This is a genomic window from Chitinophaga fulva (assembly GCF_012927205.1).
GTDB classification, from domain to species: domain Bacteria; phylum Bacteroidota; class Bacteroidia; order Chitinophagales; family Chitinophagaceae; genus Chitinophaga; species Chitinophaga fulva.
The window spans coordinates 778513-801427 of sequence record NZ_JABBGC010000003.1 but is presented as its reverse complement, the minus strand read 5'-3'; the positions used below and the strand labels follow the sequence as shown (position 1 = coordinate 801427).

The following is a 22915-nucleotide window of genomic DNA, read 5'->3' as shown; positions in this document are numbered from 1 at the left end:
TTAAATGAATATGAAACATATGATGAAGTATTTGTTCTTTATCTGTAGTGTATTGTATACTAACAGTTTGTTTGCGCAGAAGAAGGTAGTTGACACTTCAGACTTCAATCAGTGGACTTATCTGACCTCCCCTCGACTAAGCGATGATGGGGAGTTTGCTATGTTTAGTCAATATGAATTAGCTGAGAGGAGACAAACTTTATTTGTTAGGTCACTTAGGACTACCTGGCTTTTCGAAGCACTAAATGTATCAATCTATAACGCGCGGTTTACTTCTGATAGCAAAGCCCTTATCTATTTAAGCCATGATACTTTGTATAAATTGGAATTGAATGCTGCGCCGAGGAAAATTGAATCTGGCGTAGCTAAATTTTCCGTTTTAAAGCTAGGGAAATCGGAATGGTTAGTATATGTTAAAAACGGGCTGAGAAATGAACTCGTCACAGAGAGATTAGACAGGAGAAAGGTATTTAAATATTCAGATATTACGGATTTTTTGATGTGTGATAATAGCCTTTATATGGTGGGAAGCGGAGAGAATAAATCCGGTGTGTATTTTTTAAAAGGAATAGAACTAGGGGATTCAACAGAGAATATTATATATAAAGGTAAGGAGGAGCCGGTTAATCTCTTGCTTGAGTCCTCAGGGGGGAAAGTGGCCTTTATTACTATAAGTGACTCTTCGGTTGACAGAGGAAAAAAGGTTATCTGGGTTCTAAACAGACAAAAGGGTAGAGAAGCTGTAAAAATTGATCCTATTCTTATTGGAGATAACAGCAGTGAAATTGAAGAACTTGAGTCATTTAACAAAGATGGTGAATCTGTTTTTTTAACTTTGGTTGGATCAATAGGAGATAACTTAAAACTCAATAGAGAAGCCTCAGGCTTGCATATTTGGAGATATAACGATGTGAAATTGGCAAGTCAAACTTTGCACGATAACAGTAGAGGATCAAGACTACGGGCCATTTTGTATTTAGATAGCAAAAAGGTTGTTCAAATACAAAACGAAAATGAGACCTCTGTATACCCAGTATCGGTATATTCAACGCGCAGTAACGCCGGACAACTGTTATATCGGGTTGCTGGCAATAAGGGAGAATGGAACTGGAATGAGAATGCCATACCGTCACGAGTGTTATTTAACTATTCAGATGGGACGAAGAAGGTGGTGACTGACTCATCTGATCGTAATAGTATGTCTTATTTTTTATCTCCGAATGGAGATTTTATTGTATATTTCGATTCGGATGAGCAATCTTATTATCGGTATGATGTTAAGTCGGGAAAGCGGATTAATTTGACATCCGGTATCAGTACTAAGTGGACCACGTATGACAATGATGATATCCCTTTTGCTAAATATATGCCGCTTGGGACCGGCGGATTCAGTCTGGATGGTAAGAAAATTTATCTCTATGATCAAAACGATATATACGCTGTGGATATTTCGGGAAAAGTACCTCCAATCAATATTACCGATGGATATGGGAAGAAAAATGGCCTAGTTTTTCGCTTTGCTTTTCCTCCGGAGGGGTGGAAAAGCGACACCATTTGGTTAACTGCTTTTGATCGAGAAACGAAGCAAGATGGGTTTTTTATGTTACAGCTTGGAAAGCCCCATAGTATTACTAAATTAACTATGGAGGATGCAATATATACCGGGCCGGAGGAAAGTAAGTATGTACCACGTATTTTGCCAATTAAAGCAAAGAACGCAAATGTTTTTTTGGTTCAGAAAATGAGCGCTTCCTCCGCTCCTAACTTTTATGTCACAACTGATTTTATTAAATTTAAACAAATAAGTGATGTTCATCCTGAAAGTAGGTTTAATTGGATGACCACTGAGCTTATTAATTTTAGAGCCCTGGATGGTACTCCAAGTCAGGGAGTTCTATATAAGCCGGAAAACTTTGATCCCAAAAGGAAATACCCCGTAATTTTCTATTACTACGAGAAAATTACTGAGTGTCTAAATTTTTTCCAAAGACCAGTGGCAGGCGATGGCTCAATCAATATACCATATTTTGTGAGTAATGGCTACTTGGTTTTCACTCCTGATATCCATTTCAAGATTGGATATCCCGGTAGAAGTTCATTTAATACTGTTATGGGGGCTGTAAATGAACTTACAAAGCTTCCATTTATTGATTCTACGAAAATGGGACTTCAAGGACATAGTTTTGGCGGTTTTCAAACTAACTACATAGTGACACATAGTTGTCGTTTTGCTGCTGCTTGTTCCGCAGCAGGATTTACAAATTTCGTTAGTGCATATGGCTCCATAATTGGTACTGGATATTCTAGGCAAGGACAGTATGAGTTGTATCGAGACAGAATTGGTGCGACTTTATGGGAGAGACCGGATCTTTATCAGGAGAATTCCCCAGTATTAAAAATTGATAAGATTTGTACACCAATTTTACTAATGCACAACATGGATGACCATGATGTACCGGTGGCGCAAGGGCTCGAATTTTTTACAGGACTAAGGAGAATGGGGAAAGTTGCCTATTTGCTGCAATATGACGGTCAAGACCACAGCGTAATTGGGGATTCGGCAAAGGATTATAGTCGTCGTGTCCTCGATTTTTTCAACTACTACTTAAGAGATGGCATGTTGCCTGACTGGATGACTGATGAGGTATCAAAAAGTTTAAAATTGAATCACACAGTTTCAAGATAGGGCTGATTTTGGAGGTTGCGGTATTTCGGCTGTTCAACAGTTAGCTTTGAATTGAGTATACTATTTTTATTTTCAATATATATTTTAAATAAAATGAATATTTATATGTAATAGCTCCGATTTGATCTAACAGGTTGTCCAGCTGTTATTCTTTGAGCAAAGATAGTGTTTCATCAAAAGTCTGTAATGGTGTCATTCCAAAGCAATACTTACTCTATTGCGATTATACTTGTAAGTACCCCGATTCTGGTAACAGTTTAAACTTAGATAAAAAAGGCTAAATTTAAACTGAACTACTATCATGAAAAAGACCAGATTCACAGAAACCCAGATTGTGTCTATTTTGAAGCAGCAGGAAAATGGGCTTGCCACAAAGGACATTTGCCGCGAACATGGCATTTCTGAAGCTACTTTCTACAACTGGAAAAGCAAATATGGAGGCATGGAGGCTTCAGATGTGAAGCGTCTCAAAGACCTGGAGGAAGAAAATTCCAGGCTCAAAAGAATGTATGCGGACCTATCCCTTGACAATCAGATACTGAAGGATCTATTCACAAAAAAAGGCTGGGCCCTTCCACAAAAAGACAAGTAGCAGAAGAACTGGTCGCAGATCAGGGTATTTCTGTGAGCAGGGCCTGTCGAATAGTTTCCTTTCCCCGTTCAAAGTTTTATTATCGTAGTCGTAAAAATGACCAGGTACTGATTGATGCCCTTCAGGAGCTTGCTTTTAAGCATACTTCCTATGGTTTCCGCAAGCTTTTCGCCTATTTGAGGCGTGCAGGTCATCACTGGAATCATAAGAGAGTATACCGGGTATACAGGCTGCTTAAGCTGAATAAAAGAAAGAGGCTGAAACGCAGAGTGCCAGCCCGCATTAAACAACCATTACAGCAGCAAACCAATGTTAATATCATCTGGAGTATGGATTTCATGAGTGATAGTCTGATTGGAAACAAACGCTTCAGAACATTTAACGTGATAGATGATGGCTCCCGGGAGGTCTTGGGTATAGAAGTCGATACTTCACTATCGTCATACCGAATTGTACGGGTATTGGAAAGAATTATTGGATCCAAAGGTAAACCAGTCGCGATAAGGACTGACAACGGTCCTGAGTTCACCTCAGGGTATTTTGAACAGTGGTGTATCCAGCACGATATCCGGCTACAATACATTCAACCAGGACGACCAATGCAGAATGGTTATATCGAACGATTTAATCGTCTTTACAGAGAAGCTGTCCTCGATGCCTATATCTTTGAGGATTTACATCAGGTAAGGGAATTAACCTATGCCTGGATGGAAGAATATAACCAAAGAAGACCGCACGAATCCTTGATGAACATGACGCCTTGCGAATGGAAAACGGAGTTGCAAAAATCCAGAAACTCCAACTAATTACTGTTGCCTAGATGGGATACTTACATGGCTTATAAATTCGGGGCCATTGTCTGTTCTGATGCAGCGAGGCTGTCTACGGCCTTCCATAATCCTTTCCAATAACCGGATTACGCGTAAGGAGGGCAATGATGTATCTACTTCAATAGCTAATGATTCCCGATTAAAGTCGTCTATTACATTTAACAGCCGGAACTTCCTGCCATCCACCAATGCATCACACATAAAATCGATACTCCAGACCTCATTGGGAGCTTCAGGTATCAACAATGCCTCTTTGATCCGTGAAGGAAGACGGCGCTTAACCCGGCGACGAATATTCAGTTTTAGGTCGGTATACACACGATAAACTTTCTTATGGTTCCAGGTATATCCCTTGTTTCTTAACCGATAGTATGACTGCCAGAAACCAATATCTACATGTTTTTCAACCAAAGCCGATAATGCGTCCTGAACCGCAGCATCATTCCTGCGGGCGGCTCTGTAATCATATGTACTACGTGGGATAGCTACAATTTTACACGCCTTGCGGATACTCAGTTGTTCTTCCTTTACCAGGTACTCAACTGCATCCCGTTTTTCCTGGGGCGTTACAGCTTTTTTTCGATAAGGTTCCTCATGGCCCGGTTCTCAATGCATAACTCTGCGTACATCTTCTTCAGCTCCGCATGTTCGGCTTCAAGGTCTTTAAGGCGCTTTACGTCACTTGCTTCCATACCTCCATACTTTGCCTTCCAGTTGTAGAAGGTTGCTTCACTGATGCCAAGGTCTCGGGCAATATCTTTGACGGTAATACCGCCTTCCCGTTGCTTCAGGGCGGATACAATTTGACTTTCTGTGAAATTCTTTCTTTTCATGATCAAGATTAAAGTTAATGAATCAATTCATAACTCTAATTCTTATGGCCGAACTTCGGGGAAGCCTACAGAAGCTTGGCATTTCTGCATTCACAGATCGCTGTTTTAGCTCAATTAAAATGCTGTATAAATCAGATCATTACTGATACATCGTCTTCTTATTACTAATGAACAATAATTTTTCTAAATATTTCACTCCCACGTAGGGATATTCTTTTTCATTTTCTGTATATTCTCTCTGTATAGATCAATTGCTTCTTTGTTTTTTATGGATTCGGCAATTAAGAGTGCCTTTTTCTCAATATCTATAGCGGATGCCGTATCTCCAAGTTTATATATAACATTTGCGTATGTATCACTGAGTTCATGGATGTTAGGATAGGAATTGGTGATGGATTCCATGTAAGCCCGGGCCTTTTCAAGTGTTTTTTTATCACTACTGTATTTGAGTACCACGTACCAAACAAAGTTGTTTCTTACCAGCGCCTCCATTTGACTTGGTTTTGAAGTGTCATTGTCATACTTCTCGATTTGGTATTTTATCACGTTGTTCCAGTCTTGCTTATCAGTATACCACTTTATTTTGCTGTCGAGAATTACCCTTTGGGCGATTTTTTGATCCCATTGTGTTGCTATTTCCTTCTGTAGGAATTTCCATAATGGATCTTTGTTTTTTCGTTTTACTTCGATGATTGAAGGAGTGATAATGTCTTTAGTTATAATGTAATCTAAGAGGTGTGTAGAGTAGCTTTCTCGATTTAATGTTTTGTCAACAGAAGATTCGTGGTTGTAAATGTATTTTACCAAAGGATCTCGAGTTTCAAAGAGAATTTTGAAGTTGTCGATCATGGGTAGCAACTCTACATTGATTATTTCCTCTGGAGGTACTTTGTCTATGTATAATTGTTTGTACACAAGGGCGACCTCTTTGGACATTGAATCTTGTCTATAAAGTTTTAGTTGAATTGCGAAGTTTAAGAGCTCTGTGCCCCTTAGACGACCTGTGTGAAATCTATCGAGTAGACCGGCATAGTTTTGATTGGGGTTCTCGGATACTTTACAAATAGATATTAGAGAGTCAGTCGTCATAAATCCCAATGCCCGATGTATTAACGTTCCATTGGAGTCAAAGAAAAGGTATGAGGGGACTATTTGAATTCGATATTTTGCAACCATATCTGCTGCGGTTGAGTACATCTTTTGGGTATTCTTATTGTCGTTCTTTCCTGTGTCTATTTGTAGTTTAATTGAAATGAATCTTGAATTCATATAACTCCCAAGTGTATCATTGACGTATGTTTTTTTATCCATCTGTTTACAGGGAATACACCATGTTGCGTATAGGTCGACGAAAATGTTTTTGTTTTCTTCCTTAGCTATTTTTTTTACTTCTTCCCAACTAATGTCATCTCGGAAGTGTACTCCTTTATCCTGACTAAATAAAGTTGGGGAGTTCAGGATCATAAATAGAGCAAGAGCGTTTTTCCTCATTATCGTTTTGGTTTTATTGTGAATAGTTCTATTTTAATTTTAATATCCTGGATTCTGTACGAGATTGGGGTCTCGCAGAATTTCAAAATTGGGGATTGGATAGATTGCTTTGTATGAGGCCCATGTGCCACCTTTAAAAGTCATAGCTGCTTGCATGATCTCATTCATTGAGTCGCTTCGTTTGATGTCAAACCATCTATGGCCCCATTCACAAAAAAGCTCTACTCTGCGCTCCTTTATGATGGCCTTTCTTATATCCGGTACAGTGCTTGCGGGCGTCGGAAGTAATCCCGCTCGTTTACGAATGAAATTGATGTCATCGAGCGCACCAGTTATGTTATTGCTCTCCAGTCGGGCTTCTGCTCGTATTAGATATAGTTCTGCCAAACGAAGTACAATGCAGTATTCTGATACTACGTCATTGTTAGCATCGATCTTGTACTTTGCGGCATATGGATATGTGATGTTTCCGCTGATAAATTTTTCGATCCAACTAGTGTATCTATTGTCGTTATTCTCAAAGCTGGAAAGTAGAGAGTTAGAAATATATGACAGTTTGGGAGCAAGTATGCCGGGGACCTTGTCAAGAATAAAGGTAGCTCCTTCATCGGTGTTGAAACCTTGCTTTACAGGTTGTAGGGCCCAAATAGTTTCTAAGCTATTTTTTTTGAAAACGGAGTCAACTCCTATTAATCTATAAAGGGATGTTTGGTTTATAACCAAACTGGCTGTTTTTTCAGCATCCTGATATTTTTTTTGGTATAGTTGAACTCTTGCAAGTAACGCTAAGGATGCTGATCGGTTGGGTCTGACTCTTTCAATACTTTTCTTGATAATACTCCCATCAACATAGGTGTCATCCAGTAAATTTGATGATTTTTGTAGATCGCTGATCATCTGCTCATAGATCAGTGAAACTGGTGATCTTTCTTTTAAGCTGGTTTGTGTATAGTCCGTGCTAGTAATTAGCGGAATGTCACCATACAGATTTACAAGGTAGAAGTAGTGGAACGCTCTTAAGAAATAGGCTTCTCCGAGCAGCCGTTGTTTGATGGCGGGGGTTAGATGTTTGCTGTTTTCTATTCCTTCAATGGCAGCATTAGTGATATATATAGTGGGATAGAGGCTGGAAAAAAAATCTCCAATGCCTTCAGTGTTGGCATAGTCGGAGGTGACCTGATTTCTCCACCAGCTTAAATAACCTTGATCATTTTGCGTATTCAAGATTAGGTTGTCACTTGCTAGTTCTTGTACATAAGATATTGAGGTGATTCCGATCTGTGTGAAATCGTTCATCATCTTTGTATATATACCTGTAATTACTGCGGCAGCGGTTGCGTCATTTTCATAGACGTTTTCCTGACTGGTGTTTGTAATTGGTGTTCCAACGTCTAGAAATTTTTTGCAGCTCATATAAGCTCCAATCATAAAGACTGTTATTGTTGCTATAGTCGCTTTTTGTATTATATTCATGACTTTTTGTTTTAGGGACTAGAGATTCAGATGAATACCTGTACTTATCATGCGTAATGGTGGAAGTACATATATCGAGGATGATTCTGGAGATATTCCGAAATAGCTACTAATTGTAAAGATGTTTTGACCCTGTACGAATAATCTCACTGAATTCAACTTTAATTTTTTAAGTGCCGACTGAGGTATTGCATAAGAAATACTCAGGTTTCTGAGACTTATATACGATGCATCTTCATATGCACCTGAGCTATAGTACATAGAGTTATAAGCGGTATATGCATTTGGATCTAAAATGCTCGCTTTTTGGTACGTGGCAATGTCACCCGGTTTGTGCCATCTGTCTTCAACGACTGCTGGATAAGCTCTCATAGAGCCGAGAAGTCCAAGTTGCAACCTATTAGTTAATGCCATCTTTTTCACAAATTGGAAGAGCAGGTCTATTGTGAAGCCTTTAAATGTTATGGTACTTGATATACTGCCAAAGTATTTCGGATTTATATCAATCAACATTGTTCGATCTTTAAGGTAGTTTGGGGATGATGTCAGTTTTCCATCAGCTGATCTATATTCATAGAGTCCCGTTTGCGGGCTTACATCGATATAAGGATATACTTTTGATATATTGGTTGGCTGGCCAATTACGTAGGTTTGGGAGAACGTACTTTTGTCGAGATCGGTGAATTTTATAAGCTTGTTTTTATTGAAGGAAATGTTTGTTGATAAGTTCCAACTAAAGTTTTTGCGCCTTATGGGTGTCGTTTCAAGCTGCAGCTCAATTCCTTTGTTTTCGATAGTTGCATCCAGGTTTTTGTTAACTCCTTGGAATCCTGTGATGATTGAAAGGGGATAGTTGAGAAGCTGATTAGACGAGCGATTTATATATATATTCCCAGTAAATAGAATTTGATTGTTTAGAAACCCAATATCCATTCCCAGATTTAGTTTCTTAGTAAGTTCCCATTGCAAATAGGGATTGGAATGTCCTGTCGGAGACATTCCAATGCTTGATTGATACTGAATGTCTGTCTGTATGTTTTGATAAAGCGAGAGATAGGCATAGTCGGGAATTTGGTCGTTTCCTGCGGTACCATATGATAACCTTATTTTTCCTATACTGAGTGCGGGGAATGAATTTTTAATGAGCGGCTCTTCACTAAATATCCAAGATCCTGCTGCGGAATAGAAGTTCATGTATCTATTGGCGGAGCCAAATCGACTGCTCCCATCCCTTCTTCCTGCAAGAGTGATAATATATTTATCTTTGGTGTTCATATTGATTCTGCCGAAGACCCCTTCATATCTGTAGAGAATTTGGTATGGAATAGCGCTGATTATTGGAGCATTGGCGATATTCACAATCTGTGCATCATTGGTAAACCCTCGCCCACGAACCAGGGTACCATCATTTTTATTTTGTTGGAATGTGCTGCCTATCAAAATTTCAAGACGATTTGAGTTAAAGTCTTTTTTATATTTGATTTTTGGCTCTATTATCCAAGATGCAGTTGTTTTATTTGCGATACTGCTGCTTCGTAAATTTGCTACTATTCTTGGGGTAAAGGCGCTTTGAGGTGTAAGGAGTATTTCCGTGTTTTGGATTTTGTTGTAGCCAAGCGAAGTGTTTAATTCTAAGCCCTCTAATAAGCGGTAACTTATGTCGGCGTTAGCTATCGTATTATTTGTATTTCCCTGATAGCTTAAGAGAACAGGGCCTAATGGATTAGAAAAAGTATATGTGTTGAGGCGGTTGCTGTAACCCCAGTTTAATGATCCGTCGTTGTTGTATAATGGTGGCGAGAGAGGAGGGACAAGTAGTAATGCATTGATCATCAAGTCAGTGTTTATCATTTTATTGTCATCTTGAAGATAGGTGCCAGAGAAATTGAAGGAGAATTTTTGATTGCTCGAGCGATGATTTAGGCTTATATGAACATTTTCTTTGGTGGCCGATTGATCCCCCGGATAAACGGTAGTTTCCTTTAAATAGCCGCCTTTTATAAGGAATTGAGTTCTGTCAGTGCCACCTGATAGGCCTGCTTGCATATTAGTCAGATGGGAAGTTCCGCCGACAAGTTCCTTTTGCCAGTTGGTATATCTCGTGGTATCCCAGTCTCCATTGATGTCGAAGTCAGCCACTGTTATTGCCGCATTGTCATTTTTCTTCGCTTCCTTTCTTAGGGCAATATACTCTTGCGAGTTTAACATTTTAATTTGCCTGGGTATTTTACCCCATGATGTTTGCAGGTCTACGTCTACACGAGTATTTCCAGGTTTCCCTTTTTTGGTAGTAATTAAAATAGCTCCATTGGCCGCGCGTGATCCGTATATGGAAGTTGCATCTGCGTCCTTTAAAACAGTGATGCTTTCAATGTCACTAGGGTTTATATATGTTAGCGTACTACCACCATTCCCGGAGATTGCTCCTGACATCATAGTTGGATCGGAATTTACCGGAGGAAATGGCACGCCATCTATTACAAAGAAAGGTGAAGTTCCTTGCGCTAAGCTGTTAATACCTTGGATGTTTATGATTACATTTCCTGCAGAGTTACCTGTCATTTGTTGTATAAACATCCCTGGCACTCTTCCCTGCAGCGCTAATAACGGATTCGACACCGGCTGCCTCTCAATAACCTCCGCACTCACCGTAGCAATATTCCCTGTACTAAACCTCTTCGTCGTCGTTCCATACGCTATCACCTGCACCTGGTCCAGTGCCGTATTCAACTGCTTCAACACTACATCTACCTCCCCCTGCGAAGCTTTTATCTCACGAGACAAATATCCAATGTAGCTAAACACCAGCGTAGCGGCGGCATTTGTCTTTAATGAATAGGTACCATCAGCTTTGGTAACAGTCCCGGTGCCACCGCCCTTTATACGTATACTCACCCCCACCAGCGGCTGACCTTTATCATCGCGCACACTACCTTGTACATACACCACTTTAGTAGAGTCAGGACCTCCGTTATCAAACGTGAGAAAATCAGCGGCGGACAAGTTGGTACGCAGTTTCCGCGTAACAACAATAACGTTGTTCTCGATAGTATAGGTGAACGGCTGATTTTCGAAGATCTTGTCCAGGGCTTCCGGGACGGAGTTCTCCATGAGGGAGAGGTTGACGGGCTTGGAGTCGCGGAGGTTATCGGACTCCACGAAGAAGGAGTAGCCACTTTGTTTCCTGACGGTCTGGAGTACTTCCCGCAGCGGAGTGTTGGTTGCGGTAAGGGATATCCGTTGTGAATAAACGCTGGCAGTTACCTGCAGGTTGAATAAAAATAGTAATGCGATTAGTTTCATGGCCACTATAATTTTGAGAGCGTGCCGGCTCTGTCGGGATGGGATTTTTCGAAAAGAAATATCCATTCCCACCTTGGTGGGTACTTTATATTCCATATCTTTGTGTGGTTGAAAATTGTGAAAAAATTGTTAGCGCAAGTGTTTTACGAAATTCAATCCTGCCGGGAGTGTTGGTCGCACTTCCGGTTTCGTTTTAGTAAGCGTTTTTGACTGTTGTTAATACGTTTGGTTGATGTTACTGTTACTGAACGTTGATTTTTCTACCGTCTATTCTGAATGTTAGTTTACTTCCCGTTTCAATGATTTTGATGACTTGCAGGAGATTTAAGCTCCTCGGGATTTCAGCGTCAAATCGTCTGCTGTTCGTAAGGGTGTTGTTGTAGGTGAACTCAACGTCGTACCATCTTCCAATTTGTTGTAGAACTTCTTTTAAAGGGGTACCGTTAAAAACAAACAAACCGTCTTTCCATGCTGTGACGTCTTCGGCTTTGACTGCCTTTACTTCCATGTCGTTACCAATCAGGGTAGCTTGCTGACCAGGCTTTAGTGGGTGGGTCGTGGATGAGGAGAGGGGCGTGATTTCCACACTGCCCTCTGCTAGTGTAGTAATGTCGGGTTGGTGGAGATAACAGCATACATTGAAATGCGTGCCGGTCACCTTGATGCTTTGTTGCAGGCTGGAGACAATAAAAGGATGCTGTTGATTCTTTGCTACTTCAAAATAAGCTTCGCCAATTAATTGGACCCGGCGCGTAGCGCCTGTAAAAGGTACAGGGTACGTAATACTACTTTCCGCATTCAGGTAAACCCTGCTTCCATCAGGAAGGACCACCTGGTACTGACCACCTCGGGGGGTAGTGATGGTATTGTACACAGGCCGGTCTCCCGATAGTTTTAATGGTTGCCTGGTGGTATTGAAATAGTTCAAAATTCCTGGGTTGTTTTGTTGTGCCACTACTCCGGGCGCCGCCTGGATACTGTCCGGCGTATTGCCCAGTGGCACCTGTGTGCCGTCTGATAAGGTCAGCATCGCTTTATTGCTGCCCGGACGGATAGCAGCCATCATCTTGTCCTGCACCCGGTTACTATTGTTCGTCTGCATATATACGGTGTAAGACAATACAGACATAAAAGCTACCGCTGCCGCCATCAGATACCATGCACTGGGTGATCCATTCCTCCCTATCTTCAACCTGGCCCAGATCTCCCGTTTGATCCTGGCGTAATCTACATCATACGCCACCGGTTCCTGCTGCCGGCAGAGAGCAAGGTACCAGTCTTCTACCAGCGCCTTCTCCTCCGGTGTGCAATCACCTCGCTCCACACGGTCCAATAAATCTTTGGTTTCCTGGTCGCTCATACAAAGGTTTAGTTATTTGAATACATTCACATTGACTTTTCAAAAGAAAGGGATCCGGACAATCTGTTAACCTTTCATATATATAATACGCAGAGCTAACGTGTCAGTTGGAGTGAGATTATGAAATCTTTAACTTTTTGTGATTAATGCATTTTGTTTTTACACGGCGTTAAGAAATCGCTTAGAAGTAACTCAACTTCGTCCGCAATATCCTGATAGCATTGTGGATCTGTTTACGCACCGTCTCGGTAGAGGTGCTGGTACATTCCGCAATAGTCTTGTAGTCAAAATGCTGCTTGCGGCTCAGCTCAAATGTCAGCCGCATACGCTCCGGCAAACGGGAAATCTCCATCTCTATCTGCCGTTGCAACTCACGCTCCCGTACCTGTATCTCTGTACACTCCGATGCACACACATGATGCTTCAACGTCGCCAGGTATTTCTCCCGCACCTTCTCCCGGCGGAAATTATTGATAATACGATTACGCAACGTCGTATACAGGAATAACCGCAACGGTATCGTTTCCTGGATACTGCCATGACGAATTAATGAATGGAAAGTCTCCTGTACCACATCCTGTGACGAACACTCGTCACGAAGCATCCGTAACGCATGACGGTACAGGATCACCCAATAACGGTTGTAAATTTCTGTGAAACATTCAACGATGCCCTTGTTGTAACCGGCAACCAGATCATTATCACTTAATTCATGGTAGGTCATAATCCAAATAAATGATTGGGGTGGCTGAATAAACTAAATGGTGCCACTTATAACCAAGGAACGTGTACAAAAATGAGGTGGTTGTAAATCGTTTGTTAATTCATTAAAATGGGGTAATGGTTTACTATATCGTACAGGGGGATACGAAAGAGAAAACCAGCCATCATGGCTGGTTTTCGAAGAAATAAATGTTATGCTATGGTGGAAGGAGACGCTTTTTGATTAACAATATACCTGAACCAGACTACGCCCGACTTGAACGTTTGCAGCTGCTCCAGCGTCATCGATACCTTGTCAGGCCCACTGGAAAACATCGGCATACCCTGACCTAACACCACCGGATGTACCCACAGATGATACTCGTCCACCAGCCCCATATCACCTAAAGCCCCCACGAGCTGGCCACTCCCATATACGAGAATGTTCTTCTCCGGACCAGGCCTCGGCTCCTTCAACGTCGCCACTACCCGCCGCAGGTCACCCTTCGCCTGCCGGCTGTTGCTCCACGGCAACACGCTCAGTGTCCTCGAATACACTACCTTCTGCGTGGTATTCAGCATCACGGCATAAGCAATGTCTTCCCGCGGGAAAAACGAATCTATCTCCATCCGCTGCCAATAAGCTGCCATGGCTTCATAGGTGTTCCTCCCCAGCAATAACGTGTCTGCGCCGGTCAAATCCCTGGTAAGCCGCTCACTCATATCGGAGCCCCAACTGCCCAGATGCCAGTCCAGATCCCGATGCCGGCCGGACATAAACCCGTCCAGCGAAATGTTCATGGATACAATTACTTTCCTCATACTATATTGAGATGGTTATTTTGCCGGCGATGACGGGCATAATAGATCTGCCGGCCCAGCAATGAACTGGGAATAGACAACGCTGCACCCAGCAATGGGTACCAGGCAGGACCGAAGCCCTTCATGGCTATCATGCCGGCTATCCACATCACTACTCCAATAATACCCATGGTCCAGGTGGCAGCGGATGCCCGCGACCGCGCAATGGCGGCGGCCAGCCAGGAGCCAAGTATTTGAAAAATGAACCGGTACGCGGTGGCGAGTAATAACAGACCGGCGTCGAACATCGGCACGCCGTAAGGAGGATACACATGGGTGACGTGGAAAATATGGTCGGTGCCGACTGACAGCAACGTGATCACCACCATACCAGTAATAATGGCTAGAATAAGGCGTTTCATATAAGCTGTATTTAACTTGAAAAAGGGTTATTTTCCGTCAAAAGCATCCTGTAAGCCCTGCATGTCCAGTTTCTTCATCCCCATCATGGCCTGCATGGCACGGCCTGCTTTCTGCCGCTCAGGGGCTCCGAGTAAACGTTCCAATAGGGTAGGGACTACCTGCCAGGATACGCCGTATTTGTCCTTCAGCCAGCCACACTGGCTCTCCTGGCCACCACCGGCGATCAGGCTGTTCCAGTAATGATCGGTCTCTTCCTGCGTTTCGGTGGAAATCACAAAGGAAATAGATTCATTAAAGGTGAAATGAGGACCTCCGTTCAACGCTACAAAGGACAGGTCCTCCAGCCGGAAGGTAGCCGTCATCAGGGTGCCTTCGGGCAACGGTGAGCCGGCAGGATAACGGTTGATACCCCCAACTTCCGCATTGTTGAAAATACCTTTGTAGAAATTGATGGCATCTTCCGCATTGTCATTGAACCAGAGAAAAGGTGTAATTTTTTGCTCGTTTTTCATAATTGTTGCATTTTGTGTGAACTTCTGAATCAAAGGTACCCCGCTGCCCGCTACATGATGGGGTGGTATAGAGACATTCGTAGGGTACTTTGCGACTTTTTATATCCGTAACTTTAAATATAAACACCCCCGGTCATATGAAACATGTTTCCATCCTTGTGCTCAATGACGCCGTGATGGCCAGTATTGTAGATCCTCACATGATGCTCAACGGCGTAAATGGCTTTCTCGAAGATGCAGGTAAGTCGCCGGCCTTTAAACTGCAACTGCTGGGCCTTACGCCCATGGTGAAACAGTACAATGGCCTGTTCAGCGTACATACTGATAAAATGCTGAAAGAGGTAAAACGTACAGACCTGGTTATTATCCCGGCTATCGCCGGGGATTTTGAAGCTACTTTGTACAAAAACAGGGAATTCATTCCCTGGATTATCCACCAATATAAAGAAAATGGCGCAGATGTGGCCAGCCTCTGTTCCGGCGCTTTCATGCTGGCAGCCACAGGCCTGCTCAACGGCCGCGAATGTTCCAGCCATTGGGCTTCGGCCAACCTGTTCAGGCAACTGTTCCCGGAAGTGGAGCTGGTCAATGGCCGCATCGTAACGGAACAAGACGGCCTCTTCTCCAGCGGTGGCGCCAACTCCTACTGGAACCTGCTGTTGCACCTGGTAGAGAAATACACTGACCGCGAAACAGCTATCATGGCTTCGAAAGTATACGCGCTCGATATAGACCGTACCAGCCAGTCACCCTTCACCATGTTCAGCGGACAAAAAAGACACGAAGATGCCCCTATCCGCCAGGCACAGGAATATATTGAAGCCAATATCCACCAGCGTATCTCAGTAGAGGAGCTGTCCGACCGCTTCGCCATCGGCCGCCGCCACTTTGTACGCCGCTTTAAAAAGGCAACGGACAATACACCACTGGAATATATTCAGCGGGTACGCATGGAAGCAGCTAAAAAGAAACTGGAATCCAGCAGGATGAACATCAACGAGGTGATGTACGAAGTAGGATATGCTGACAGTAAAGCTTTTCGTGCTATCTTTAAGAAATTAACGGGCATGTTGCCGGCAGATTACCGCACGAAATACAATAAAGAAGCCGCGGTAGAAGTCAGCAGGCGTTAATGGTCTAACTGTATGATGGAACAACTGAGCAGCGGCACCTTTCTGGGTAAAAACAAAATCAATTACCACCTTTCCGGTATCATATTATCGGAAACGGTATACCATGCGGCGGTGTCGGAGGACTGGCACCACCACGCCAATCCTCATTGTTCTTTAGTACTGGAAGGCGGCAACCTCGAACATCGCCGGTTCAGCCAGCAGGAAGTGCTGCCCGGTAAACTGGTCCGCTATGCCGCAGGAGAAGAGCATCGCAACCTGCTGACACTACACCCCTCCCGTAACCTCAATCTCGAAGTGGAACCTGCTTTCTGGAGGGCTTACGGCCTGCCGGAATCCAGCTGGGACAGCCTGCCGGAACATGCGCTGCAGCTGGCCATACTGAACCTGTATAAAGAATGTACACTGCTGCCGGGCCACGATACACTGGCACATGCTATATTGCTGCAACACTGGGGTGCTCCGGTCAAGGCTGGTAAAGGAACGCCCGCATGGGTGGCCCAACTGCAACAGCTACTGCACGACCGGTGGGATGCTCCACTCTCGCTCCATCTCCTGGCAGAAGAAATCGGTATCCATCCGGTAACACTCTCTAAATATTTCCCGGTGTACTTCCATGGTACTATGGCTGAGTATCTCCGGAAAATAAAAGTGGGCAAATCACTGGCACTGGTCCGCGATAAAAAACAATCCCTCACCGCTATAGCCCTGCAATGCGGGTTCTTCGACCAGAGCCATTTTATCCGCAATTTCAAACAATACACCGGCTATCTGCCCGGTGCTTTCCGCAAGCTGTAATTTTCTATCTCACGCTAATTCTGTGCAATTTTGGCTGTCAGCCGAACAGTAGCTTTGTGGTATTAATCGATGTCAACATGAAAAAATGGTATGGCCTGATGGCTTTTGGCCTGTGCCTGTCAACAGCCTATGGACAAACGGTAACTCCCGCTGAAAAACAAGCGGTGATCCGCCAGTCGGCACAATTACTGGAACAACATTATGTATATCCCGACAAGGGCAAAGTACTGGCAGCCGCTTTGCTGCAACAGGAAAAACAACTGACCCGGGGAACGGACAGTGTGAAAGTCTTCGCAAAGGCCGTCACTAGTCTGCTGCGCCAAACGGTGAAGGATGGGCATATATTTCTGCGTTACAACCCGGAATTCGTAAAGGAGCTGAAAACTCAACGGGAAAAGACTGATAGTGCAAAAGACCCTTTTTTCGATGATGAAAGGGCCGCCAAAACGAACTACGGTTTCGCGGAGGTGAAAATACTGGAGGGCGCTGTTGGTTATATCCGTTTAGCGGAAATCAATCTGTCTCCTAAAAGCGTGGACATGCTGAAAGCCGCGATGACACTGGTACAACACACACAGGCGCTGATACTGGACCTGCGCGACAACGGTGGCGGCGGCAGCGCTATCGGCATGGTGGTGGAAGGGTATTTTGTAAAAGACGGTACGCCGTTGCTGGAAGTCAAAAGCAGGGATGGGAAAAATGAGTTGATGAAAGCAGCAGCCCTGAGCGGTACCAAGCCTTATGAGAAGCCGTTGTACATCCTGGTCAACAATCAGACTGCGTCTGCGGCGGAAGCCATTGCTTTTGAATTACAACACCTGAAACGGGCGGTAATAGTAGGGCAGCGTTCAGCAGGTGGTGCGCATATGAATGACATCTATCCAACGAACGACCGCTTCCTGTTGTCGGTGTCTGTTGCTGCACCGGTATTCCCGGGCACAGACCACAGCTGGGAGCTGACAGGTGTACAGCCTGATATGGTAACAGCCAACAGAGAAGAGGATCTACCTGTGGTACTGGGCCTGATAAAACAGGGCAACGATACCACAAGAAAATGAAGTAGCGCTGACCAGCTTTACGGGCAACTGCTGGTCCAGCTGATGAAAGATAGGGAGGCCTTTGCCGATAGCCACCGGATTAATGAAAAGATGAAATTCGTCGATGAGATGTTCCTGTATCAGGCTGGCAGCGAAACTACTACCCCCGTAGGTGATCATATCCCCTCCGGGGGATTTTTTTAGCCGGGCTACTTCTTCGGTCAGGTCCTCGTTGACGAGCGCTGTGTTCTTCCAGCCGTGTTCTGTTTGTGTACGGGAGAAGACCATTTTGTCGAGATTATTTATGCGATGCGTATATACGTCGGCGATATCGGGATCGCCGGCGCGGGCTGTCCACGCAGGAATGAACTGGTTGGCCAGTTTGCGGCCGATCAAAATAAGGTCTACCGGTGCGGTAAGGGCCAGTACATAATCTTTCAGGGGCTGGTCCCAGTCACTGACCAGCCAGCTGGTATCGCCGTGTGCATCGGCCACAAAGCCGTCTATACTCACCTGCATCTGAAGTATCAGCTTTCTCATGGTGATGTTTTTGAGGATGCTGATACAAACTTACAGGTAAATACCCTCTTTGACCGGGTGTGAATCCGTCAAACCTTAAAACAGGATATATTTTGCGTGGTAGGTTTCAAACGGTACCAGCGTGTCCATGACCGGCAGCGGCCGGATGGGAATAACAGTGTCCGTATGTTCAGTGGGCCTGTCTTCTCCGTCGTAAGCCTCAGTGGTGCGGATGTAGCGGCCGGTAGAAAGATTGTACTGTTCGCTGACGATCATGCCCTGGCCATCGGATTCATCACGGCTGTAGCCGATTAGTTCAAAGCGTTGATTTTGGTAGCGATAAAGATACTCCGCCGTACCGCGCAACAATGATATCCGCACGGTAAGCACGCCTTTGCTAACGAGGACAGAATCCAGGTTGATGGCGTCATGAGCACCTTCGCCACCATCAGGTAGTATCGCCTTTTCAGAAGTCGCCACCAGTTGATATTGGCCATCGGGCCGGCCAAATAACACCTGGAGGCGATAGGGCTGTTCCGTAGAGGTGGTGTCGTGCATCACCACTACGGAATCGCTGATATTATCTTTGTTGAGATCGCCGGTGGCGGCGCAGATAAATACGTTGTAAAGTGTTGGTCCGTCAGGAATGACCGCAGCTGGTTCCACACTAGCGGTGTCAACAGGTCCGGCAGTCGTCGTTTGTGCGGTATCGTTAGCGACAGTGCTTTGCGGGCGACTGTGACAACCGGTGGATATCATCAGGTATATGGCGGGTAACCAAACAACCAGGGCAATGTTTCGTTTCATCTTATCAGGATAATGATTGATTGCCGCCAAACTAACAAAAATAAATGATTACCGCAAAGACAGCTCCTTTTTCCGGTTAATGGACGGTAGCAGGAGCAGTACCATCAATGCGCAGCTGGCAGTGGTATACCATACTACGGTATGGAAACTGCTGTCTGTAACACCCTGATGATACAACGTTTTCATTTGTGAACCGGAAACAATGGCGCCTACATAGCTGAAAGTACGGTAAAGCCCAAACGAAACACCGGTACGTCCCGGTGGCGCCTCTTCGTGTAGCCATGCCTGGTTGGCAATTGGGTTGATGCCAGTGGACAATCCCACTAACACGGTGATGCCGATCAACAGGTACATGGGAAGGCTGGCATTTACGAAGAACAATGCTATACACGCTATGATCATACTGCCTATGCCTGCCATGTTTTTTACCAGCAGGCTGTTATGCCGGGAGATGAGTAAGCCGGTGGCGGCAGACACCAATGACATCGGTAATAACAAAAGGCCGGTACGGGCGGGCGAAATTTGTTTCACACTCTCCATCCACTGTGGCAGGGAATACAACATCAGGTACATCACGTAACTGGTGGCCATTGCACTTAAGTATACCAGCAGCAGCGAAGGTTGTTGCACAAATAAACGTACATCGATGAATGGGCTGCTTTGTCTTCGTTCCCAAAGGATAAGCAGTAACAACAATACACCTAATAACAACGTGCCTCCGGGCGAAAAGGCGTGGTGCAGCAGCAACAACAGCAGGTTGAGCAACATACCGCTGAACAGGAGAATGCCTATCATGTCCAGTTTCTGCGGCAGTTCGCGGAAACTGACCGGTGCTGACGGTGGCATATCTGGTAGTGCTCTCGCCAACCATAGTGATACCAGTACCCATGGAATGTTGATGAAGAAAATGCCTTTCCACCCAAACGTCTGCGACAACAGGCCGCCCAGTACGGGGCCCAGTACCATGCTGCCCAGGCCGGATACGGCAATGATGCCCAGTACACCGCCTGGTACGGTTTCGCCGGCTTCCGCATATTTTCTGTTGACCAGCGCAATCGCAGAAGGGTAGGCGGCAGAGGTGCCAAGGCCCAATAAAACGCGGGATACGATGAGCCAATCAAAAGTAGGCGCTACGGTGCCGGTAATACCGGCTAGCAGCACCAGCAGGAATCCCAGCTGGTTTACTTTTTTAGGGCTGTATAGATCGGCCAGTCTTCCCATGAGTGGTTGCCCGATAGTGGAAGTGAGGTACAGTGGCGTAATTAACAAGGCGCCGTCGCTGATATTGCGACCAAACGACTGGCAGATGGTCGTCAGCGCCGTAGCCAGCATGGTGGAGTTGAGCGGGTTCATCATGGTGCCCAGCACCAGTGGCGTGATAAACCCAACGGGTATACGTTCTTTATTTTTCACGTAAGCTCAGATGATGCAGGATATCTGCGGTGGTACCTGTTTCACCGATACGGGGAAGGATGTATTGCAAGCTGTATTCGTGGCAGGCCAGTTGGAGGTCTGTCATCGCGTCGGTGGCAAAGGTGATGTTGAATCCGTTTTCATTAGCGCTCCTCGCGGTGCCTTCCACACCGATACTGGTGGAAACGCCGGCCAACACAATGTTGGTAATGTTCTTTTCGCGCAGGATGCCCAGTAGTGGCGTATTCGGGAAGGCACTCCATGTGCCTTTGGTAATGTGGATGTCTTCCGGTTGCACGTTGATTTCCGGCACAATGTCGAAGAAACCACCGGCTTTCATCGCTTCGAGTTGTTGTTGCTGGACCGCGGTATCTCTGGGAAGGCCGTTGTTTACGTCGGCGCGTACTAACATGGAGGGCGAGCCTATGGGGTTTACATTTACGACTACTACCGGCAGTCCCGCTTTGCGGAATGCGGCGGCCAGTTGCCCGGCGTTATGAATAATGTCTTTAGCCGGATGGACAGTCTGATAATTGAAAACGCCCTTCTGAAGATCGATGAGTACAAGGGCGGTGTTTTTGTCGATACTGGTGATCATGTTTTCTTTTTATTTATAGTCTGCAATTTTGTTGAGCAGCGGCAATACCGCTGTCAGCATTTTTTTCTCTTCTCTGGATAATGTCTGATCGATAGCTTCTGCCAGCCATTCGTCCCGTTCATGGCGGGTTTTGTCTATCATCTTTTTCGCTTTGGGGGTGATGCTCACGCTCATCTTTCGTTTGTCTTCCGGTGATTGTGTGCGGGTGATGAGCCCTCCTGTTTCCAGGTTATTGAGTATCTGGGACATAGATTGGTTTTTCACCTTTACCAGCTCTGCCAGTTCTGATGGAAACATAGCTTCCTTTTGAAACAGATAGGAGAGTGTCGATAACTCGCTTAGAGATAGGCCTTCCGTAGAGTATACCTGCTTTCGCAGCCGTTTGTAGAGGTTAGAGATGGTAAGACGCAGAGAAGAAGCGGTGGCGTAATTATCCATATTATGCTGTTTTGCTATTTATGTAGTAAAACTAATAAGTTTACCTTACAAAATTAAGTCAGGGATTTTTATTGACCAAAAAAATAAAAAACACAGTTATTCATCTGCCGAAGGCTAAAAAATAAAAAAGGTCAGGGTGAGCTACCCTGACCTTCCTGTATTATCCATTTTGATGGCGTTACTGATACACCTTCACCCAATCCACAATCATCTGCACGGGCAAATCTTTCGGATTTACTTTACCAACCCAGTTGCCACCCAGCTGTTGGTCTATCAACAAATAAAAGGGTTGATCGTACGGCCACTGTGACGGATCTACGCCTTCCACACGCGGATAGGTGAAAGTTTCCTTTCCATTGACGAGGAACACGATTTTATCCGGTGTCCAGGAGATACCGAAGACATTGAATTCACCATTATGCAGCGTTGCCTTTCCACCATGAGGCGGCTTTTCTGTTTGTTTCAGGTCCAGTGTATAATAGGAGTGGGTGGTTTGATAGATGATGCTGTCATAGTTAAGATGTTCCATGATGTCGATCTCTCCGTTGCGGGGATAGGCACCATACTTATTGTTTTCTGCCAGCATCCAGATGGCGGGCCAGGCGCCCTGTGCGCATTCCAGTTTAGCACGGATTTCCACTTTCCCATACTGGAAAGCGAATTTTCCTTTGCTCCAGATGCCGCCGGTAAGGAAAGGCCGTGGGTCTTTGGTGGTATCGGGATTGTTGATACCGCGGAGATATAGTTTCCCGTCTTCCAGGGCGTAGCAACGATCATCGCTGGTCATATGTTTGCCCCAGTCGGCATGGTTGGGCGGAATACGCGTCCATTTGGTGGTGTCCAGCGTAGAGCCGTTGAAGTTATCCTCCCATACCAGTTTCCATGGCTGTTGGGAACGGCCTTCAGGCTGTATGTACAGGCGTTGCTGTACTGCTGTTGCGGGCCGGGTGGTTTTGCATGCCGACAAACCAGCCAGCAATGCCGAGAATAAAAGCATGTATTTCATCGTTCACATTTATCAGGGCTATTAAATTTTTGTTATGAGTTCCTGTTGTGTAAAAGTATAGTTTTTGTTAACTAAATAATCTGTATTTTTAAGAAAGAGCCAGATAGATACCTGTGTTTTGACTGTTGGCGCCAGTGGACATTTTTTGGAAAAGTATAGATAT

At 44.7% G+C, this 22915-nt stretch carries 21 protein-coding genes; 5 read left to right on the top strand and 16 right to left on the bottom strand.

What is annotated here, in order from left to right:
• Positions 1–19: 19 nt before the first annotated feature.
• Positions 20–2686, top strand: a complete 2667-nt coding sequence (locus HHL17_RS26535; protein WP_169227861.1) for an alpha/beta hydrolase family protein — start codon at positions 20–22, stop codon at positions 2684–2686.
• A gap of 301 nt (positions 2687–2987) precedes the next feature.
• Positions 2988–4084, top strand: a protein-coding gene (locus tag HHL17_RS26530) for an IS3 family transposase (protein WP_169227860.1) whose coding sequence is annotated in 2 segments (ribosomal slippage) — positions 2988–3234 and positions 3234–4084 — 1098 coding nt in all. Because the reading frame shifts where the segments join, the coding sequence is not laid out codon by codon here.
• Here HHL17_RS26530 and HHL17_RS33985 read toward each other — a convergent pair.
• The 10 genes from HHL17_RS33985 to HHL17_RS26480 form a co-directional block, all read right to left on the bottom strand.
• A complete protein-coding gene (locus HHL17_RS33985; protein WP_394353304.1) occupies positions 4085–4426 on the bottom strand; it encodes a DDE-type integrase/transposase/recombinase in 342 nt (113 codons plus the stop codon).
• A 248-nt stretch (positions 4427–4674) separates the two neighbouring features.
• The gene (locus tag HHL17_RS26520) at positions 4675–4941 is read right to left on the bottom strand and encodes a transposase (RefSeq protein ID WP_169227858.1); all 267 of its coding nucleotides are present in this window, start codon (positions 4939–4941) and stop codon (positions 4675–4677) included.
• 192 nt (positions 4942–5133) lie between these two features.
• Complete coding sequence (locus tag HHL17_RS26515; RefSeq protein ID WP_169227857.1) at positions 5134–6432, bottom strand: thioredoxin family protein; 1299 nt, start codon at positions 6430–6432, stop codon at positions 5134–5136.
• A 39-nt stretch (positions 6433–6471) separates the two neighbouring features.
• Positions 6472–7905: a RagB/SusD family nutrient uptake outer membrane protein gene (locus HHL17_RS26510; RefSeq protein ID WP_169227856.1), complete on the bottom strand. Its 1434-nt coding sequence runs from the start codon at positions 7903–7905 to the stop codon at positions 6472–6474.
• Between the two features lie 18 nt (positions 7906–7923).
• Positions 7924–11208: a SusC/RagA family TonB-linked outer membrane protein gene (locus HHL17_RS26505; protein WP_169227855.1), complete on the bottom strand. Its 3285-nt coding sequence runs from the start codon at positions 11206–11208 to the stop codon at positions 7924–7926.
• A gap of 241 nt (positions 11209–11449) precedes the next feature.
• Entirely contained in the window at positions 11450–12568 is a 1119-nt protein-coding gene (locus HHL17_RS26500; protein WP_169227854.1) for a FecR family protein, read from the bottom strand.
• 181 nt (positions 12569–12749) lie between these two features.
• Positions 12750–13292 carry an RNA polymerase sigma factor gene (locus HHL17_RS26495; RefSeq protein WP_169227853.1) on the bottom strand — a complete coding sequence of 181 codons (543 nt, stop codon included), beginning with the start codon at positions 13290–13292 and terminating at the stop codon, positions 12750–12752.
• Positions 13293–13483: 191 nt separating this feature from the next.
• Entirely contained in the window at positions 13484–14092 is a 609-nt protein-coding gene (locus tag HHL17_RS26490) for a dihydrofolate reductase family protein (protein ID WP_169227852.1), read from the bottom strand.
• The gene (locus HHL17_RS26485) at positions 14089–14493 is read right to left on the bottom strand and encodes a hypothetical protein (protein WP_169227851.1); all 405 of its coding nucleotides are present in this window, start codon (positions 14491–14493) and stop codon (positions 14089–14091) included. The genes HHL17_RS26490 and HHL17_RS26485 overlap by 4 nt, the downstream gene beginning before the upstream one ends.
• A gap of 27 nt (positions 14494–14520) precedes the next feature.
• Complete coding sequence (locus HHL17_RS26480; RefSeq protein ID WP_169227850.1) at positions 14521–15006, bottom strand: VOC family protein; 486 nt, start codon at positions 15004–15006, stop codon at positions 14521–14523.
• Between the two features lie 137 nt (positions 15007–15143).
• On the opposite strand from HHL17_RS26480, the gene HHL17_RS26475 reads away from it, so the two are divergent.
• The 3 genes from HHL17_RS26475 (at position 15144) to HHL17_RS26465 (ending at position 17992) form a co-directional block, all read left to right on the top strand.
• Positions 15144–16139, top strand: a complete 996-nt coding sequence (locus tag HHL17_RS26475; protein ID WP_169227849.1) for a GlxA family transcriptional regulator — start codon at positions 15144–15146, stop codon at positions 16137–16139.
• 12 nt (positions 16140–16151) lie between these two features.
• Positions 16152–16934 carry a helix-turn-helix transcriptional regulator gene (locus HHL17_RS26470; protein ID WP_169227848.1) on the top strand — a complete coding sequence of 261 codons (783 nt, stop codon included), beginning with the start codon at positions 16152–16154 and terminating at the stop codon, positions 16932–16934.
• A 77-nt stretch (positions 16935–17011) separates the two neighbouring features.
• Positions 17012–17992 carry a S41 family peptidase gene (locus tag HHL17_RS26465; RefSeq protein WP_169227847.1) on the top strand — a complete coding sequence of 327 codons (981 nt, stop codon included), beginning with the start codon at positions 17012–17014 and terminating at the stop codon, positions 17990–17992.
• Here the strand turns inward: HHL17_RS26465 and HHL17_RS26460 are convergent.
• The 6 genes from HHL17_RS26460 to HHL17_RS26435 form a co-directional block, all read right to left on the bottom strand.
• Positions 17939–18511 carry a dihydrofolate reductase family protein gene (locus HHL17_RS26460; RefSeq protein ID WP_169227846.1) on the bottom strand — a complete coding sequence of 191 codons (573 nt, stop codon included), beginning with the start codon at positions 18509–18511 and terminating at the stop codon, positions 17939–17941. The genes HHL17_RS26465 and HHL17_RS26460 overlap by 54 nt on opposite strands.
• Before the next feature lie 75 nt (positions 18512–18586).
• Positions 18587–19297, bottom strand: coding sequence for a hypothetical protein (locus tag HHL17_RS26455; protein ID WP_169227845.1), 711 nt, complete (start codon positions 19295–19297; stop codon positions 18587–18589).
• Between the two features lie 48 nt (positions 19298–19345).
• Positions 19346–20710, bottom strand: coding sequence for an MFS transporter (locus HHL17_RS26450; protein ID WP_169227844.1), 1365 nt, complete (start codon positions 20708–20710; stop codon positions 19346–19348).
• Positions 20700–21308 carry an isochorismatase family protein gene (locus HHL17_RS26445; protein ID WP_169227843.1) on the bottom strand — a complete coding sequence of 203 codons (609 nt, stop codon included), beginning with the start codon at positions 21306–21308 and terminating at the stop codon, positions 20700–20702. The genes HHL17_RS26450 and HHL17_RS26445 overlap by 11 nt, the downstream gene beginning before the upstream one ends.
• Before the next feature lie 9 nt (positions 21309–21317).
• On the bottom strand, positions 21318–21746 hold the full coding sequence (locus HHL17_RS26440) for a MarR family winged helix-turn-helix transcriptional regulator (protein WP_169227842.1): 429 nt from the start codon (positions 21744–21746) through the stop codon (positions 21318–21320).
• Between the two features lie 178 nt (positions 21747–21924).
• Complete coding sequence (locus tag HHL17_RS26435; RefSeq protein ID WP_169227841.1) at positions 21925–22752, bottom strand: glycoside hydrolase family 16 protein; 828 nt, start codon at positions 22750–22752, stop codon at positions 21925–21927.
• Positions 22753–22915 lie beyond the last annotated feature (163 nt).

What these genes read in the sequence shown, in the direction of transcription:
- HHL17_RS26535 (WP_169227861.1), top strand. Translation starts at nt 20, where the DNA reads ATGATGAAGTATTTGTTCTTTATCTGTAGTGTATTGTATACTAACAGT.
- HHL17_RS26520 (WP_169227858.1), bottom strand. Translation starts at nt 4,941, where the DNA reads ATGAAAAGAAAGAATTTCACAGAAAGTCAAATTGTATCCGCCCTGAAG.
- HHL17_RS26515 (WP_169227857.1), bottom strand. Translation starts at nt 6,432, where the DNA reads ATGAGGAAAAACGCTCTTGCTCTATTTATGATCCTGAACTCCCCAACT.
- HHL17_RS26510 (WP_169227856.1), bottom strand. Translation starts at nt 7,905, where the DNA reads ATGAATATAATACAAAAAGCGACTATAGCAACAATAACAGTCTTTATG.
- HHL17_RS26505 (WP_169227855.1), bottom strand. Translation starts at nt 11,208, where the DNA reads ATGAAACTAATCGCATTACTATTTTTATTCAACCTGCAGGTAACTGCC.
- HHL17_RS26500 (WP_169227854.1), bottom strand. Translation starts at nt 12,568, where the DNA reads ATGAGCGACCAGGAAACCAAAGATTTATTGGACCGTGTGGAGCGAGGT.
- HHL17_RS26495 (WP_169227853.1), bottom strand. Translation starts at nt 13,292, where the DNA reads ATGACCTACCATGAATTAAGTGATAATGATCTGGTTGCCGGTTACAAC.
- HHL17_RS26490 (WP_169227852.1), bottom strand. Translation starts at nt 14,092, where the DNA reads ATGAGGAAAGTAATTGTATCCATGAACATTTCGCTGGACGGGTTTATG.
- HHL17_RS26485 (WP_169227851.1), bottom strand. Translation starts at nt 14,493, where the DNA reads ATGAAACGCCTTATTCTAGCCATTATTACTGGTATGGTGGTGATCACG.
- HHL17_RS26480 (WP_169227850.1), bottom strand. Translation starts at nt 15,006, where the DNA reads ATGAAAAACGAGCAAAAAATTACACCTTTTCTCTGGTTCAATGACAAT.
- HHL17_RS26475 (WP_169227849.1), top strand. Translation starts at nt 15,144, where the DNA reads ATGAAACATGTTTCCATCCTTGTGCTCAATGACGCCGTGATGGCCAGT.
- HHL17_RS26470 (WP_169227848.1), top strand. Translation starts at nt 16,152, where the DNA reads ATGATGGAACAACTGAGCAGCGGCACCTTTCTGGGTAAAAACAAAATC.
- HHL17_RS26465 (WP_169227847.1), top strand. Translation starts at nt 17,012, where the DNA reads ATGAAAAAATGGTATGGCCTGATGGCTTTTGGCCTGTGCCTGTCAACA.
- HHL17_RS26460 (WP_169227846.1), bottom strand. Translation starts at nt 18,511, where the DNA reads ATGAGAAAGCTGATACTTCAGATGCAGGTGAGTATAGACGGCTTTGTG.
- HHL17_RS26455 (WP_169227845.1), bottom strand. Translation starts at nt 19,297, where the DNA reads ATGAAACGAAACATTGCCCTGGTTGTTTGGTTACCCGCCATATACCTG.
- HHL17_RS26445 (WP_169227843.1), bottom strand. Translation starts at nt 21,308, where the DNA reads ATGATCACCAGTATCGACAAAAACACCGCCCTTGTACTCATCGATCTT.
- HHL17_RS26440 (WP_169227842.1), bottom strand. Translation starts at nt 21,746, where the DNA reads ATGGATAATTACGCCACCGCTTCTTCTCTGCGTCTTACCATCTCTAAC.
- HHL17_RS26435 (WP_169227841.1), bottom strand. Translation starts at nt 22,752, where the DNA reads ATGAAATACATGCTTTTATTCTCGGCATTGCTGGCTGGTTTGTCGGCA.